The organism is Herpetosiphon giganteus, assembly GCF_016907925.1.
GTDB lineage: Bacteria > Chloroflexota > Chloroflexia > Chloroflexales > Herpetosiphonaceae > Herpetosiphon > Herpetosiphon giganteus.
This window is the reverse complement of record NZ_JAFBCZ010000035.1, coordinates 12237-27994: the sequence shown is the minus strand read 5'-3', so window position 1 is coordinate 27994 and position 15758 is coordinate 12237. Positions and strand designations below refer to the sequence as shown.

Annotated in this window: 14 protein-coding genes; 6 read left to right on the top strand and 8 right to left on the bottom strand. The window is 50.7% G+C overall.

Going from position 1 to position 15758, the window contains the following annotated elements; translation table 11 throughout:
• Positions 1 to 502: 502 nt before the first annotated feature.
• The 5 genes from JOD20_RS26925 to JOD20_RS22685 all read right to left on the bottom strand — a co-directional run bounded on the left by JOD20_RS26925 (position 503) and on the right by JOD20_RS22685 (position 5772).
• Positions 503 to 1624, bottom strand: a complete 1122-nt coding sequence (locus JOD20_RS26925; RefSeq protein ID WP_204757469.1) for a glycosyltransferase — start codon at positions 1622 to 1624, stop codon at positions 503 to 505.
• Between the two features lie 83 nt (positions 1625 to 1707).
• A complete protein-coding gene (locus JOD20_RS22700; protein WP_204757468.1) occupies positions 1708 to 2736 on the bottom strand; it encodes a CAP domain-containing protein in 1029 nt (342 codons plus the stop codon).
• A 73-nt stretch (positions 2737 to 2809) separates the two neighbouring features.
• Positions 2810 to 3814, bottom strand: coding sequence for a CAP domain-containing protein (locus JOD20_RS22695; protein WP_204757467.1), 1005 nt, complete (start codon positions 3812 to 3814; stop codon positions 2810 to 2812).
• Between the two features lie 84 nt (positions 3815 to 3898).
• Positions 3899 to 4471 (bottom strand): GNAT family N-acetyltransferase, encoded by a 573-nt coding sequence (locus tag JOD20_RS22690; protein ID WP_204757466.1) that lies wholly within the window; start codon positions 4469 to 4471, stop codon positions 3899 to 3901.
• A 536-nt stretch (positions 4472 to 5007) separates the two neighbouring features.
• Positions 5008 to 5772, bottom strand: a complete 765-nt coding sequence (locus JOD20_RS22685) for an inositol monophosphatase family protein (RefSeq protein WP_204757465.1) — start codon at positions 5770 to 5772, stop codon at positions 5008 to 5010.
• Between the two features lie 19 nt (positions 5773 to 5791).
• On the opposite strand from JOD20_RS22685, the gene JOD20_RS22680 reads away from it, so the two are divergent.
• The 5 genes from JOD20_RS22680 to JOD20_RS22660 all read left to right on the top strand — a co-directional run bounded on the left by JOD20_RS22680 (position 5792) and on the right by JOD20_RS22660 (position 11154).
• Complete coding sequence (locus tag JOD20_RS22680) at positions 5792 to 6205, top strand: hypothetical protein (RefSeq protein WP_204757464.1); 414 nt, start codon at positions 5792 to 5794, stop codon at positions 6203 to 6205.
• A 3-nt stretch (positions 6206 to 6208) separates the two neighbouring features.
• A complete protein-coding gene (locus tag JOD20_RS22675) occupies positions 6209 to 7417 on the top strand; it encodes a glycosyltransferase (protein WP_204757463.1) in 1209 nt (402 codons plus the stop codon).
• Positions 7418 to 7500: 83 nt separating this feature from the next.
• Entirely contained in the window at positions 7501 to 9585 is a 2085-nt protein-coding gene (locus JOD20_RS22670) for a response regulator (RefSeq protein ID WP_204757462.1), read from the top strand.
• A gap of 125 nt (positions 9586 to 9710) precedes the next feature.
• Positions 9711 to 10589, top strand: a complete 879-nt coding sequence (locus JOD20_RS22665; RefSeq protein ID WP_204757461.1) for a PhzF family phenazine biosynthesis protein — start codon at positions 9711 to 9713, stop codon at positions 10587 to 10589.
• A gap of 1 nt (position 10590) precedes the next feature.
• Positions 10591 to 11154, top strand: a complete 564-nt coding sequence (locus JOD20_RS22660; protein ID WP_204757460.1) for an SMI1/KNR4 family protein — start codon at positions 10591 to 10593, stop codon at positions 11152 to 11154.
• Between the two features lie 6 nt (positions 11155 to 11160).
• Here the strand turns inward: JOD20_RS22660 and JOD20_RS22655 are convergent, their stop codons facing one another.
• Both JOD20_RS22655 and JOD20_RS22650 read right to left on the bottom strand, forming a co-directional pair.
• Complete coding sequence (locus tag JOD20_RS22655) at positions 11161 to 12222, bottom strand: tetratricopeptide repeat protein (RefSeq protein WP_204757459.1); 1062 nt, start codon at positions 12220 to 12222, stop codon at positions 11161 to 11163.
• A complete protein-coding gene (locus JOD20_RS22650; RefSeq protein WP_204757458.1) occupies positions 12174 to 13361 on the bottom strand; it encodes an ATP-binding protein in 1188 nt (395 codons plus the stop codon). The genes JOD20_RS22655 and JOD20_RS22650 overlap by 49 nt, the downstream gene beginning before the upstream one ends.
• Before the next feature lie 159 nt (positions 13362 to 13520).
• Here JOD20_RS22650 and JOD20_RS22645 point away from each other — a divergent pair, with 159 nt between their 5' ends.
• A complete protein-coding gene (locus JOD20_RS22645) occupies positions 13521 to 14333 on the top strand; it encodes a hypothetical protein (protein ID WP_204757457.1) in 813 nt (270 codons plus the stop codon).
• Positions 14334 to 14498: 165 nt separating this feature from the next.
• Here JOD20_RS22645 and JOD20_RS22640 read toward each other — a convergent pair whose 3' ends face one another.
• Positions 14499 to 15713, bottom strand: a complete 1215-nt coding sequence (locus JOD20_RS22640) for a S1C family serine protease (protein WP_204757456.1) — start codon at positions 15711 to 15713, stop codon at positions 14499 to 14501.
• Positions 15714 to 15758 lie beyond the last annotated feature (45 nt).

The following is a 15758-nucleotide window of genomic DNA, read 5'->3' as shown; positions in this document are numbered from 1 at the left end:
CCGACGTTTGGGACAAAAAAAGACTCGCCGTTTGTGGCGGCGAGCCTTGAGTTTATTGAGCGCGTGCAGTGTTGCTTAGACGCGACGCAATAAACCAGACTCGCTGCCTGGCTTCTTTGCGCTGCGTTTTTTCAAGTTCAGAACCAATTGTTGACTGAACATAGCAACAAACTCCACAAATCAAAAGTTCTGCGCCGAAGCATAGCAGGCAGATTTCAGTTTGTCAAGTGATGATTTTCCGAGGGTTCAGGGAGCAGGATTCAGGGGCTAGGGAGTTTTGATCCACGCATGGCTGAAACCGCGAAGGACGCGAAGAGCACGAAGGATGAGTTTTTCGCCACAGATTACACAGATTATGGGGATTATGCTTCCGTTCGCCCAAAGCCAAGAGCCTGACCCCTGAACCCTGACCACTGCTCCCGATGCTTACTCTCTGCGGCTCTGCGTTAAAAGCAAATTCCTGATTCCTCGCCCTCAACAATCGATCCCCAGCCCCTATGTTCTATGCTCTATGTTCTATGTTCTGGATAATTGCCTCACGCATGGCCTTGCCGACCGCTTCCCAGCGATAGCGGGCCGCAATTTCGACACTGCGTGCGCCAAAACGTCGACAGCGCTCAGGATCGCCGACCAACTTGATCAAGGCGGTTGCTAGTTGATCAACTGTGCCTGGCTCGACCAAATAGCCATTGCGATCGTGCTCGATGAAGTCGGGCATGGCTCCAAGATTGGTCGAAACCACGGGCAGCCAATAATTCATGGCTTCAATCGTCACGATGCCAAATGGCTCTAGCTTGGTGGGCATGCAAAAGACGGCGGCCCGTTGGTAATACTGCGGCAATTGCTCCACCGGAATCCGCCCAATCACCTCAACGCCTGGTTGGTTGGTTTGCGGGGTTGCGCCGATGATCGTCAGGGTTGCATTGGGATAAACTGCCCGAACTTGGGCGAAGGCTTGCAGCAATTCAGGGCCACCTTTGCGCTCCCAATCTATCCCAACATAGACGATATTTTGGCTGGCATAGCGCGCTGGATCTGGTGCTTCGCTGATGACAGGTGCATTGCTGCCAGCATAAACACAACGCACTTTCTCCGGTTCGCAATGATAATCATCAATCAACGAGCGTGAAACATGATTGGAGCGTGTAAAGACTATTTTGGCATTTTGATAAATTGTTGGCTCTAAGTTCATCCAGTCTGGGTGATAGAGTGAGGCTGGATTAAAGCCCGGATATTGGCGATTTGCCAGCAAGGTATGGTCGGTATAAACAAAATGCGGAATGTTCGGCACGCTGGCATCAAATAATGATTGCATCTGGAAACTGAACACATACTCATCATCGCGCAGCAAATCGGCAACCAAATGCTTGACAGCTTTGAAAATATAGCTGGTGATTAAAAAGGCATCTTTGGGGCCGCGCCGCCGCAAAGCCAAATCGCCAGCGTATTGACGTAATGTCCACCAGCCGTTTAAGGCAACCAGTGCAGGCTTTCGTCGAATGATAGGAATTAAATCGATCTCACGGAGTTCATATTCGGGAAATTGAGCACGCAAAGTTTCGGCAGTTCGCACATTAGCCAACGGCCAGCGGCCCTTGCGAATAAAGGCAATTTTCGGAGCCACACGCACCTCCAACACAGATCACGACCGACAGCAACTCAAGGCTACTGTCGGTCTGAATTGGCAATTTTAATTTGAAAACGGAGCTATCGACTTGGATCAATCACGGTCACATTATAGGTGAAGCTGCGTGGTTGTGAATTGACCAGAACATTGCTGATGGTGATTGTGTAGGTTGTATCTGCACCAGGATTGTCCCAGCTTGAGCTATGGTTGTAGCCCTGCGGAATCCAAACGATCGTATTTTCACCCATATTAAAGGCAACTTGCTCTTTGGTGACTGGAATGTTGGTGCTGCCTTGGCGCATGGCAATGGTTGCGTTGGTAAAATCGCCATTATGCAAGGCGAACGACCAACGCCCAAAGACCACTTGATAGGGCACAAAACCTTCTGGTGGCCAAGGTACATACTCGGTGCGCGTGGCAGGTCGTGCCGTGCCAAAATCGCTGGTGATCACATACAACGCATTTGAGCCAGCATAACCACTGCGGCTTGGCACATCGCCAGTGCCAATCGATTTATTTTGCGGATACAGAATCCAGCGCCGATGCCCAGCAGAGCTATTGCCAGCCCCAGGATCAAGCATATAGCCAGTAATCGCACCTGGGCCAATTTGACCGAGATACAAATTCGATTTGCCAGCGGCAGTTTTACCTGCGGCGGTGTAGCACGCCCACGAGGTTGGTGGACTGTGGCTGAGGCTATTATTGCGGCTCATCATCAAGGCCGCTTGTTGAGCTTGGCTGTTGTAGCTTGCGTTGAGGGTAACGGCGGCGAGGCCAGCCATTTTACGAAAATAATTGACCCGTAGCAGAATTGCATCGCGATAGGCTTGGCTGGTTGTGCCAGCATCACACGTGGCTTGATTGCCAGTCCAGCCATCAGCAACATTATTGCTGGGCAAGTAGAAATTGGTATAAAAATTGACAACCGATTGGCGATTGTGAATATCAAGCTCAGGGTTCGAGGTGACGACTGGAAAATAGGTTGTGCTGCCACCAGTAATTGCTTGGGGTTCTTGGGCTGCAAGCGGGGCAACCATGCCCAATAACACCAAACTTGCGATAACCAAACCCAGCCAGCGCTTGCGCGGCCTGTATTGTGCCACTTGCATACCATGCCTCCATTGATTGATTCGTTAATGAATTTTGACAAATATTTGCCATTTTGGCTATAGCCCATCTGCCCTAACGATTTGGGTCAATTACGGTGACTTGGTAGCTGAATGAGCGGGTTTGGCCGTTGTGGACAACATTGCTCACCTTGACGGTGTACGTAACGTCGGTTGCAGGCGCAGGCCAGTGGATATAGCCTGCAACATCCCACACAATTGCATTATCACCGCTGCCACTGCTGCGCGAAACAATCGTGGTGGTTTGCGGCTGATTGGCTTTTTGCATCGTAACCGTTGCATTGGCAAAATTGGCGCTAGGCAAGCTAAATGACCAGCGTTTGACGACATGGCTAAATGGCACAAAGCCGGCTGGTGGCCAAGCGATATATTCGGTGCGAGTTGCTGGGCGCGGGCCAGTATTGCCAACGACCCACAAACTGTTAGCGTCAATTGTGCCGTTTTGGCCATCGACATCGCCCGTGCCCATTTTGAGCGTTGGTGGGTAGAGCAACCAACGTCGATGCCCCACAGTTGGCTCGTCACTATCGTCCATATATAGCTCAATCGCGGTAACACCATTGGCCGTAATTCCGCCCGCCAAATTTGATTTACCAGCAGCTTCTTTGCCCTCGGCGGTATAACAAAGCCATGTGCTTGGCGGATAGTGGTTGAGGGTGCGGTTGCGGCTCATCATTAAGGCTGCTTGCTGAGCTTTGGCATTCAACGCTGGATCAAAAGTAACTGTGCCCATGCCTGCTAAAAGCCGAAAATAATTAACTCGGGCTAGCACATTATCGCGGAAGGCTTGGCTGGTCGTGCCTGGTGTACAGGTGCTGGCATTGCCCGTCCAACCTGTAGCCATGCCAATTTTATAATAATTGGTATAAAAATTAACCACCGATTGGCGATTGTGAATATCAAGCATAGGGTTGGACATCACGACTGGCAGATAGTTCATGCTGCCGCCAGCCACCGCAGCTGGAGCTTGGCCAGCAACCGAACCAACCAAGCCAAACATCAGCGCACTAATAATGACCCAGCGCTGGTTTGCGCGCAACCAATCTGAAATACCCTGCATACAAATACTCCTGAATAATAAAGAATGATGCAGGGTACTATCACAGAGCTAGGCTGAATTGGCTATAGCTCTTTAGAACTATTTTTACGTGCGTTTAATAAAATCGTGCCATTCCTCGCGCAAGATGCCAAAGCCTAAGCCATCGTAATAGTGGCCAGCGACGATCCGCGCTTTGCGAAAACAGGCTTCTTGACGAAAACCAAGCGCGGTTGCCAATTTGGCCATGCGCTGGTTGCCCGACCAGGTGCGCAAATCGAGCCGCACAAGTTCTGGGCGTTGGGCAAATTGATAATCGATCCATAAGCTGAAGGCTTCGCGGCCAATCCCCCGTTGCCACCACGCCGGATCGTAAATCGCAATCCCCAAGCACAGCCAGTTGGTCTCGATGCTTTCCCAATAGCTGGTGACTGTGCCCAATAATTGGTCGGTTGCGGGGTCGGCGATCACCAAATTCATGCGTGGGTTGGGCCATTCGGTGGCTTCAATTGTTGCCCGCTTCTTGGCAACCAAGGCTGGAATTTCAGCCAGCGTTGGGCCTGGGTAATAGGGGCCATCCCAGCGTTGCCACTCGTGTTCAGGCCGCAGCCAATCGCCCCAAATCGCCAAATCATTCAGCTGCCAATCGCGCAACATACAGCGTTGCCCTTGAATCTGCATGCAAACTCCTCAGAGTGAGAATCTCATCACCATTATGCTCGATGATCGCATAGTTTAACGTGAACAACAAATAGTTTAATAGCTTGAATACGTTATTCCCTCACCCCCCCCAACCCCCTCTCCCACGAAAACGCGGGCGAGGGGGAGCACCCGTTTTCCCTACCAATCATGCAAGAACCACAATAAAAAGCCCCTCGCCCGCCACGTGGGAGAGGGGTTGGGGTGAGGGGATCTTAACAACCTACCCTTGTAGGGCTAGGGGGTGAGCGGGCAAACCGTCGTTAAAATGAACCATTACAAATAGTCTAATAGCCCAACGCGAAATTTTTGGCACAACCCGCCCGACCAAAGCCCAAATGATCGCCCACGAGTCGGCTATTTCAGACCATCATGAGCGCTGGCAAGGTTTTATCATCACTGCCTACGAAAACGAGCAGCCACATGAATTGTGTTTTATCGGTGATTCCGGTGATTAGGCTTGGTTGAAATAAAAAGCTCTTGCACCGCGCAAGAGCTTTGTCGGCTAAAAAATCGAATTAGGCTTGTAGCAGCGCAACCAACTCAGCATGCACCGCGCCATTGGTCGCCACCAAGCGATCAATCCATGGATTCCATTCTGCGCCAATCCATGTACTGAGCTTGCCGCCAGCTTCAGTCAAAATAACCGCTGCTGCTGCGGTATCCCACGGCTTGAGGCCAAGTTCCCAGTGGCCTTCGCTGCGTCCAGCTGCCACGTAGCAAATATCTAAGGCCGCTGCCCCGCCACGCCGAATTGCTTGGGCTTTGAGCACAATCTTGGTGAATTCAGCAATATTGTTATCGGGATTTGTGCGGATTGTGTAGGGAAAGCCAGTGCTCAGCAAGGCTGCATCAACCGTGTTGGTGCTCGTGACATGCAATGGCTGATCGTTGAGCCATGCGCCAACTCCGCGCTCGCCGACAAAACATTCATCGCGCCATGGGTCGTAAACCACGCCGATTGTTGGCTGATTGTTATGCAACAAGGCGATTGAAACCGCGAAGAAGGGAAAGCCGTGGGCATAATTGGTTGTGCCATCAAGTGGATCGATCACCCAGCAATATTCGGCGCTGCGGCCATCGTCGCCTGATTCTTCGGCCACAATTCGATGCTCGGGAAAGTGTTCGTGGATGCTGCTAACAATCAATTTTTCGCTGGCTAAATCGATATTGGTCACCAAATCGATGCTGGCACTTTTATGTTGAATCTGACGCTCATTGCGTAATCCATCGCGCAGAATTTGGCCTGCTGCTTTGGCAATGGCAATCGCATGACTTCGCATTTGTGGTATCCTTTGGGCTATGAAAAATCCATGCTCTCGTCGTTGGCGACAGCGACTCAATTGTACCATCGCTCTGCTGGCAAGCCCATGGCTGTTGCTTGGCTGTGGCAATGTTGATCAACGTTTATCAACTAACCCACCATTTGTTACTATTCAGGAGCCAGTCATGACCAGTGGGCCTGAGTCTATCAACGCGCAAACTGTGATCAGCCTGCATCAGACTCAATTTGGTGCTTCTAGCGAGCAAATTAAGGTTCTGGTTGATGAAGCCGTTACGTGGCCTGCGAGCAATCTTGGCTGTGCCGATGATGGCGGTATTGGGCGGGCTGTGCTTACGCCTGGTTTTCGCGTGGTGTTAGAGGTGGGTGGCGAGCAATTTGCCTATCATGCAGGCCGCGATCGTCAGTTCTTTTTGTGCAATACCCCAGAGTAACCTATGCGGATTCTGTTTCTCACGCCATATCCTGCCTACCCCGCCAATAGTGGCGGCACCCAACGCATGTTTCAGCTCATCCGCGAGCTGAGCAGCCAGCATGAATTATGGTGTTTAAGCCTCTCGCCAAGCCATAAAGCTAGTGCCGCCGCTCAACCACTTAATCAATATTGCAATTTAACCTTGATTCCTGCGCCGCAACGCAGCCTTGCCAAACGCGCTTGGACGACACTCGCTTCGCCGTTGCCTGATATGGCCTTGCGCGCGCCTTTGCCAATGTTTCGCTCGGCCTTGGCCAGCTTGCTCAATACCAATCGCTTTGATTTAGTCCAAGCTGAAAGCATCGAGATGGCGCAATATGCCTTGCAAGCGCAACGTTGGGGTGTGCCCGCAACCCTCGATCAATGGAATGCTGAATATCTGTTGCAACAACGCGCCGCCCAAACCGACCGCCAACAGCCCAAGCGCTGGCATGCTGCGCTCTATTCGGCGATTCAATGGCGTAAATTGGCGCGCTACGAACGGCTGGTTTGCAACCAACTGGATCAGACCTATGTGGTTTCGCCAGAAGATCGCACGATGTTGCAAAAAATTGGGGTTACCAAGCAGTTGTATGTAGTGCCAAATGGCGTTGATAGCCAGCAATTTAGCCCAAGCCAGACCCGCCAATTCGACCCCAATACGCTGCTTTTTACGGGCAGCTTAGATTTTCGACCAAACGTCGATGCGCTGCGCTGGTTTGTGCAGGAAGTTTTGCCCTTAATTCGGGCTGAACGGCCAGCAACCAAATTGTTAATTGTTGGGCGAGCACCAACTGCGGCGGTGCTGCAACTGGCTCAGCCTGGCGTGATCGACATTATGCCAAATGTGCCAAGCGTGCAGCCATATTTCAACCAAGCTGCGGTGTTTGTGCTGCCAATGCGCATGGGCGGCGGCGTGCGGCTCAAATTGCTCGAAGCCTTGGCCACCGAAACTCCCCTCGTTTCCACCACTATGGGCGCTGATGGCGTAACTGGCTTAGTGCCAAATCAGCATTGTTTGCTGGCCGATACGCCCCCTGCATTTGCCCAAGCAACCCTCAAACTGCTCCACGATCGCCAATTAGCGCAACGCCTCGCCACTGCTGCGCGCAGCTTCGTGGCCGCCAACTACGATTGGCAGGCGATCACTGGGCGCTTACAACAGGCGTGGGGCGAAATAAGTCATGGGTAAGACTCACTAAAAGAACTATAGACTGTCGGGAACCATGCCTCTATACTCTGTCGTTGTGTCCCATCCTGATTTGGGGAGGACGTATGGACTCGCACCACGCCAGCGAACAGCCGACTGTAGCCCCACATCCTAATCCTGCTCGTCATGAATATGAATATGCCGCCGACGCTGTTCAGCCCGACGTTGATCGTGATGGGCTGCTGCAAAAGATTGAATCAATTTTAGGCCAAAATTTGCCGTTGGATATGCTCTATCGCCAGCTTGTAACGGTGCTTGCTGAGCGCTTTGCGAATAGTTTCATTTGTATTTATGCAGCCCACACCGATATGCTGCAACTCCAATGCCAGCATGGCTTTGGCCATAATCCTGAACAATTGAGCTTTCAACAGGGAATTGTTGGGCGTTGCGCTCGCACCAAACAAGCCTATTTGGTGGCCTATGTGGATCAAGATCCCGATTTTATTCGCAGCCATCCGCATATCCAATCGTCGATCTGCGTTCCGCTGTTGGCTGGGCAGCAATTATTGGCTGTGTTGATGATCGAAAGCATCGTTGATACCTTTAATCAAGCCGATGCAACACTGTTGATCAATGTGTGTCGCCATGTGAGCAATGCGCTTGGTCAAGCGGCGCTCTGGCGACCAAATAGCCTGATCGACCAACATTATCGGGCCATGCTCGATGCCATGCCCGATGGGATTGTGGTACAACAGGCAGGCCGAATTGTCTATATCAATGCGATTGGCATCGCCTTGCTTGGCTTTGAAAACTGCTATCAAATTCTTGGTAGCGATCTCGCAGGCATGCTTGATCAAAGCTCGAATACCGTGCAAAAACTATTTGATCAAGCGCTGGCAACCAAGCAGCCGCTGAGCCATGAACTACGCTACGATCCAACCAAAACTTCAGAAATCCCCCTAAGGTTGACAATTATTCCCATAACTTTTGCTGGTAACTCAGCGGTACAGATAGTAATTCGCGATCATACGGCCATCCAACAACGTGAAGCTGCCCAACAACTTGCCAACGAACGCGAAAAACGCAAAAGTCTTGGCCTGCTCGCCGGCGGAATTGCCCACGATTTCAATAATATTTTGATGGGCATTCGGGGCAATGTTAGCCTAGGATTGCTCGATCTCATTCCGACCCACCCAATCTATCAGCAACTGCAAGAGATCGAAGCCCTCGCAATTCGTGCTACAGAGCTAACCCAGCAAATTGTCGCCTATACCGGAAGCAGCCTCTTTGTCAGTAGTCCTGTCGATCTGAATGCGCAATTGCGTGAGCTAACCCCGACGTTTAGTGAGCAGGCGCATTCGACGACCAACATAACCTATGAGCTTGATGATCAATTGGGGCTACTCAAGGGCGATGTTAATCAACTGAACCAAATCATCTTGAGTATCTTCAAAAATAGTATTGAGGCGATCGATCATCGGTTTGGCGCAATTCAAATTACCAGCAAGCTCCAAACCTATGCTCAAGCTCCGCATACCGCTACTGGCTTGCCCAAACTTACCGCAGGCAGCTATATCACCCTGAGTATTCGTGATAACGGCGTTGGCATGGATGCCCACACCCAAGGGCTGATGTTTGATCCCTATTTCAGCACAAAATTTGCCGGACGCGGGCTTGGCTTAGCCGCAGTCTTAGGCATGGTACGCGCTCATCATGGCTCGATTGCCGTGTGGAGCCAACCCCAAATGGGAACGGAGGTCACGGTGTTATTACCACCACATTCGATTTTACAGCCAACTCCCGCAGCATCGAACGATGTTGTTCAATCAGTGCACAATCTGGTGATGCTGATCGACGATGAACCACCAGTCCGGATGGTTACTGAGCGCATGTTGCAACGTTTAGGCCGAACTGTGCGCGGATTTGGTGATGGCCAGAGTGCAATTAAGGCCTTTCGCGAGCAGGCCAACGAATATCAGCTGGTGTTGCTCGATCTGACGATGCCCCACTTTAATGGCATCGATACGGCCCGTGGTTTGCGCGCCATTCGCAACGATGTGCCGATTGTGTTGATGAGTGGCTATAGCGTCGATTCGATGCTTGACCCGTTGTTGAATGACGGTTTGGCTGGCTTTTTGCAAAAACCGTTTACACTCAGCGATTTGCAACGCACAATCAATAGCGTGTCGGCCACCAAAGGCCGCCATTAGCCAAAACCACCTAGCTTCAAAATGGAGATTGCCGCACGCCGATTAGCGCCGCAGGCTAGATCGGCGTGGCTGCGTGCGTTTGATGAATACTCATTTTAAAATCCTTGTGTTGTTAAGGAATCCACATGCAGCTTGAAGTTCAGATTGTCAATGCGTTTATTGATGGTGCTCGCGGCGGAAATCCAGCAGGGGTCGTGTTTCAGGCCGATGGCTTAACAACCGAACAGAAATTGGCGGTTGCCCAGCAGGTTGGCTTATCGGAAACAGCCTTTGTCAGCGCATCGGATGTTGCCACCATTAAGCTTGAATTTTTTACTCCAACTCGCCAAATTGCCCACTGCGGCCACGCCACAATTGCCACCTTCAGCCTTTTGCGTCAGCTTAAGCGCGTGCCCGCGGGCCAGCTTTCCAAAGAAACCATCGATGGGCTACGCGAGATTATTGTGGCTGATGATCAGGCCTTTATGCAGCAAGTTGCACCGCGCTACCAACAGTTTGAGCGAAGCGACCCCATCGCCCAACAAGCTTTGCAATCGCTCAATCTCAGTAGCGATGCCTTGCTGAGCGGCAGTTTGCCAACCTTGGTCAACACCGGCAATAGCTTTTTGATTATTGGGCTGGCGAGCGAGCAAACCCTTGCCGAATTGCACCCAAATTTTGCGCAAATCCAACAGATCAGCGAGCAACTTGATTTGATTGGCTACTATGTGTTTACGCTTGCGACTAAACAGCCAGACCGCTCGGCGGGCACGCGTATGTTCGCGCCGCGCTACGGCATTCGCGAGGAGGCAGGCACTGGCATGGCTGCTGGCCCGCTGGCCTGTTATTTGTACAATAAACTGGGCTTGCAGCAAACCAACTTTTTGATCGAGCAAGGTTGGCTGATGCAACCAGAATCGCCAAGTGTGATCGAAGTGCAACTCAAACTGGCTGATGGAGCAATTCAGAGTTTGCTGGCTGGAGGTCGAGCCAAAGTTATGCAAACGCTGGAGGTTGAGATCTAACATGGCGCAAACAGCGAATATTCAACAGTTGCTTGAATCAATTGCCAACTATATGGCGCAAGTTGATCCTGAATTATTAACTGCCTTACAGCTAGGCTATAGCCCTGAACAAATTGCCAGTGTAATACCATTTACCCTACCAGCAGAGATTCTTGAACTCTATGCCTGGCATAACGGAACGAATAATGAGTATAAAAAATTATTTTACTACCATCACTTTCTTGCAATCGAAGCTGCTTATCAAATTTATCAAGAATTTACATCTGAAGCCTATGAACCATTTTTATTCCCATTATTTGATTTCATGGGCGAATATTATATGGTTCAAATGGATGCAACCCGTGATGATTATGGCTCAATTTGGTTTGTTTTCCAAGGTTCTGGCCAAGTCTATGATTCATTAACGACGATGTTGGCGGCAATCGAAGAATGTTATGCAACTGGGGCTTATTTTATTCAAGATGCTGAATATGAGCCTGATGAGCCAAAGGTCGCAGCGATTAAAGCCAAATGGAATCGTTGTCGCTGGCGTGCTGATGGCACAACATTAAATTCTCACCCATAACATTGCTTACTGCATAAATTTTGCCGTTTGCAGCAGATTAATTAGCTCGTCGATCGTTTGTTGTGCGCCAGTGCGTTTGAGGCTTGCAAACTGCTCGCTGCCAAGGGTTGTAGCTAATCCAGTTTCGATCATGGTTTGTTGGCGCTCGTCATACCAAACCGGATTTGCTTGCAGTTCGGCAAATCTGGCGCTGGCATAGCCCCAGGCCAGCGCCGCCGCTTCCGCCAAACCAGCCTTGAGCAACATCTCGCTGGCGGTTTTGGCTCCTACCACAATGCCACTTTGTGATTGTGCATTGTTACGCACAACCAAGGCTTCAATCAAACAATCGCGCGCACGCTCAAAGCGACCTTGACCAGCCAAACAGGCGGCTAAATTGGTCAAAAAATAGCCTAAGCCGTTGTAATCGCGATGCGCGCGGCAAAGCGCCAAGCCTTCTTCAAGCAATGGTTCGGCCTCAGCATAGCGTTCTTCGAGAATCGCGATCAAGCCAAGGTTGCTCAGCGGCATGATGAGATTAAACGGGTTATTGGCTGGGCGAAAAAGGGCTAAAACTTCAGCATAAATTTGGCGCGCCGCCGTTAAATTGCCGCGATCAATTTCAATCAAGCCCAGATTGTTGAGCGTAATTCCAATCATTGCTTGATCATCACGTTCTCGATAGAGTTCTAGATAGAGTGCTAAGGTTTGCTCAAAATAGGCACTAGCTTGCTCGGGAAGTCCTTGGTTGTAGGCTACCAAACCCAAGGTATTGAGCAAACGGGCTGTTTCATGCTGATTAGTTGATTCAATTGCTAAGGCGGTTTCGAGATAGGTATTGGCCTCACGATAACTGCCTTGAACCCAAGCGATCGCGCCGACTGAAGCCAAACCTGTGCGCACCGTCGCTGGCTCGGCGTTGGTTTGCTGCTCCAAGGCGGTACTGATCCAGCGGCGGCCTTCGCTTAAGTAGCCTTGGCGAATCCAAAAGCGCACCAAGTTGCTACTGAGTTGCAAGGCCAGATTCGCTTGGTTGTGGCTCAACGACCATTGCAGCGCCGCGCGAATATTGTGAATCTCGCTGAGCAACCGATTGTCCAGAATTCGTTGTTGGGGCCACCTAAATCTTCTTTGGCGCTCGCGCTCAAATCGCGGTAGTAGGTTGCGTGATAGAGCTCGATTTGCTGGGCCTCTTTGCGTTTGCGCAAGCGCTGGTGGGCATATTCGCGCACTGCATCGAGCATAATGTAGCGCGACTGTTGACCAGGTAGCGTTTCTTGCAATAGCAAATGTTTTTGCTGCAAACTGGCAAGCCCCGAATCAACCGCTGTAGGAAATTCGCCAGCGGTTTGGTAAAGCGCCATCACCGCATCGCTGGAAAAACCGCCATTAAAGGCTCCCAAGCGACTAAACAAAGTTTGTTGGGGCGCAGATAAACGGCTAAAACACCAATCGAGCACTGGATAGAGCACGTGATGCCTGCTTGGTTTGGCAACCGTTGCACCGCGCCCTAGAGCCAAATAGTTGCGTACCAAGAGCAATAAATCGCTTGGCGAGAGCGCTGAGCTATGGGCGGCAATTAATTCAATCGCCAAGGGCAAGCCATGCAGTAGCCGACAAATTTCGACCACCGCTTTGGCTTGGGTATCGCTCAACACAAAGCGCGGCTGAATCGCTTGCATCCGATCAACAAACAAGCCAATCGCTGAATATTCCAATAATTCACTTGCAGGCAGCTGCGCTTGGTCGGGCACTTCCAGCGGCGGCACGTTGAACTCATATTCATTCGCCAAGCCCAAGGCCACTTGGCTGGTTACCATAAATTGGGCCTGATCGGTGCCTTCGATCAAGAGATTGAGTTCGCTGGCTGCGCGTTTAACCTGCTCGAAATTATCCAGAATTAACAACACTCGCTTGCCCTGCAAAAAATTAATCAAACTATCAAGCAACGATTGATTGGCGGTTTCATGCACGCCCAAGGCGTGGGCAATCGTTGGTAGCACAAACACCGCATCATCAACTGGCGCAAGATTGATAAAGTAGCAGCCATCAACAAAACTATCGCGAATAGTTTCGGCAGCTTCAAGCCCAAGCCGAGTTTTGCCAGTGCCGCTGGCTCCAATCAAACTGACCAAGCGCTGAGCTTGCTGCTGAAACAGCTCAGCGAGGGCAGCAACGACGCGGCTGCGGCCAATTAAGCTGGTCGAATACTGGGGAAGTTGCTGCATGATGAACTCCAGTATGCTAGTTGAGGGTTTTCGCGTAGGGTGGAATTGGGCGTTGGGCTGATCAAGGCTGCGACGTTTGGGTGTTTAATTATAGCGCGAGAATTGCCAAAAGCTAGGCGAATTTTTGGGATTGGTTGCTCGGCTAGAAAGGAGAAGCAGATGGGATCTGATGCAGCGGTACATCTTTTTGATTATCAGGTTTATCGTGAATTGGTTGTGCCTGCCATCCAAGCCTTTATTAAAACGGGAGTTGCTGACCCATGGCTAGAAGCGATTATTCAGGGCAGCAATAACGTGATGCTGCCTGCCTATCGTGAGCAATATGCGGCTAAATTTTTGCATGGCGCTGATTTCCAAGCGCATTGCAGCTACCTTGACCACGATTGGGCTTGGAATGGCCAGCATCAAAATACTAAAGCATGGTTTGTCGATTGGAAAGAGCGTGCTTGTCGTTCAAGCAACTGTGTTGAGATCAATCAATGTTCACTGCATATACTGCAAAATGGGCATTTAGCCGATGATCTTTCATTTTTATTCAATGAGGTTGTTGAACAGCTTTGTTTAGGGCCAAGCATGTTTGTTGGCCGAACCGTTACCATCCGTTTTCATCAGGCTTGGTTGGAGCAACAAGGCATGGAGCCTGTGCATCCAGCCTATCAATTATTGAATCGTTTGGGCCAACGCGGCTGGGTTATTGGCTATGGTTGGGGTGGCTCAGCAGAAGGGATTCATGGCTGGCTTGATCCAGCAGAAACTGCACGTTTGGCCTACCATTTATCAAAAATTGAGCTACCAGCGATCAAACCAAGCTTAGAAGCGATGCAACAAGCCCTCAGAACCTTTCAGAATCAAGCTTTACGCGAGGAATATTTTCCGAATGTGGCGTTTGAGGCCTTGGGTTTGGCGTTTATCCGTAATCTGGCGCTTTTAGCCATGCAACGCCAGCAAGGCTTGTTATGGCAAAACATCTAAAAACATCGGGCGGGTGCTATCAGTCGATTGCACCCGCCCGTGTTTGCTGTGTGGAGAGGTCTGGCATAAGGGAAACCGTGCAGCCTGCAAAAAAGATACGGCTCGCGATCCAGAATCTCGAAAGATCACCCCTTGGGGTGATAAAATTGGGCTAACCACTCCGTTTTAAGGGCGTGCCCCCAAGGTTACCTCGACTGTTTGCTCTTCCTCACCCCGAATAATCGTCAAATTAACTTTATCGCCAACCCGCGAATCGTTGATATGGGCAATCAGATCGTCGCTTGAGCGAATGCGCTCGCCATTGAAGGCGGTCACAATATCGCTATCAATAATCAATTCAGCGCCTTCAACTTGGATGCTGTTTGTGCCCAAGCGAATGCCTGCCTGATCGGCGGGGCCATCGACAACCACATTGGTCACGAGTGCGCCTTGATTGACTGGCAATTTCAATTCTTCCGCCAATTGCGAGCTAATCGTGAGCATGCTCACGCCCAAATAGGCCGAATCGTGCTTGCCAGTTTTAATCAAATCTTCAACAATGATTTTGACCGTATTTGCAGGTACGGCGTAGCCAACCCCAGCAAAGGCTGGTGCTGCCGTCGGATCGCTGACCCGAATCGCGGTGTTGATGCCAATCACTTCGCCGTTGCTATTAAGCAAAGGGCCGCCGCTATTGCCAGGATTGATTGCTGCGTCGGTCTGAATGATGCGGCTGATGCGAAATTGACCGCCATTAGCTAGGGTGCGCCCAGGCAACGAACGGCCTTCGACGGCGCTGACAATGCCCAAGGTCATGGTATTTTGCAAGCCAAAAGGATTGCCAATCGCAATCGTATCTTGGCCAACTTGAACCTCGCGCGAGTTGCCAAAAACCATGGGCGCGATGCTAGATACTTCCTCGGCCTCCACCTTAATCACCGCAATATCGTTATCTTGATCAGCGCCGCGCAAGCTTGCTGGCACTTGGCGGCCATCGGAGAAGGTGACAAAAATGCGGGTAGCGCCTTCGATGACATGGTTGTTGGTGGCGATATGGCCTTGGTCGTCGACCAAAAAGCCTGAGCCAAGCGCCTCTTGGGTCACTTCTTGGCTGCTTTCGCCTGCAACTTCAGTATCGATGCTCACGACAGCAGGCCCAACCCGCTTGTACAAATCGATGCGGGCTTGCTCATCACTGAGATCATTGCTTGGATTGGCATTAACTGGGCTGACTGCAACTGGCGTTGGCTCAGCTGACAGAGTTGTGTTGGGATTTGTACTTTGCTCAGGAGTTGCTTGCTCATTTGGGGCAAAAATCCAAATCAAGATACTGCCCAGAATACAAAGCCCTAGTGGAATAAGAAATGCTGGAATCAAAACACGCATGCTGCGTTGCTTCATGCAAAACATCCTTTCTGCATAATCACCGAAAATGGTGTAGGCTGC

What these genes read in the sequence shown, in the direction of transcription:
- JOD20_RS22700 (WP_204757468.1), bottom strand. Translation starts at nt 2,736, where the DNA reads ATGCAAGTGGCACAATACAGGCCGCGCAAGCGCTGGCTGGGTTTGGTT.
- JOD20_RS22695 (WP_204757467.1), bottom strand. Translation starts at nt 3,814, where the DNA reads ATGCAGGGTATTTCAGATTGGTTGCGCGCAAACCAGCGCTGGGTCATT.
- JOD20_RS22690 (WP_204757466.1), bottom strand. Translation starts at nt 4,471, where the DNA reads ATGCAGATTCAAGGGCAACGCTGTATGTTGCGCGATTGGCAGCTGAAT.
- JOD20_RS22685 (WP_204757465.1), bottom strand. Translation starts at nt 5,772, where the DNA reads ATGCGAAGTCATGCGATTGCCATTGCCAAAGCAGCAGGCCAAATTCTG.
- JOD20_RS22680 (WP_204757464.1), top strand. Translation starts at nt 5,792, where the DNA reads ATGAAAAATCCATGCTCTCGTCGTTGGCGACAGCGACTCAATTGTACC.
- JOD20_RS22675 (WP_204757463.1), top strand. Translation starts at nt 6,209, where the DNA reads ATGCGGATTCTGTTTCTCACGCCATATCCTGCCTACCCCGCCAATAGT.
- JOD20_RS22670 (WP_204757462.1), top strand. Translation starts at nt 7,501, where the DNA reads ATGGACTCGCACCACGCCAGCGAACAGCCGACTGTAGCCCCACATCCT.
- JOD20_RS22665 (WP_204757461.1), top strand. Translation starts at nt 9,711, where the DNA reads ATGCAGCTTGAAGTTCAGATTGTCAATGCGTTTATTGATGGTGCTCGC.
- JOD20_RS22660 (WP_204757460.1), top strand. Translation starts at nt 10,591, where the DNA reads ATGGCGCAAACAGCGAATATTCAACAGTTGCTTGAATCAATTGCCAAC.
- JOD20_RS22650 (WP_204757458.1), bottom strand. Translation starts at nt 13,361, where the DNA reads ATGCAGCAACTTCCCCAGTATTCGACCAGCTTAATTGGCCGCAGCCGC.
- JOD20_RS22645 (WP_204757457.1), top strand. Translation starts at nt 13,521, where the DNA reads ATGGGATCTGATGCAGCGGTACATCTTTTTGATTATCAGGTTTATCGT.
- JOD20_RS22640 (WP_204757456.1), bottom strand. Translation starts at nt 15,713, where the DNA reads ATGAAGCAACGCAGCATGCGTGTTTTGATTCCAGCATTTCTTATTCCA.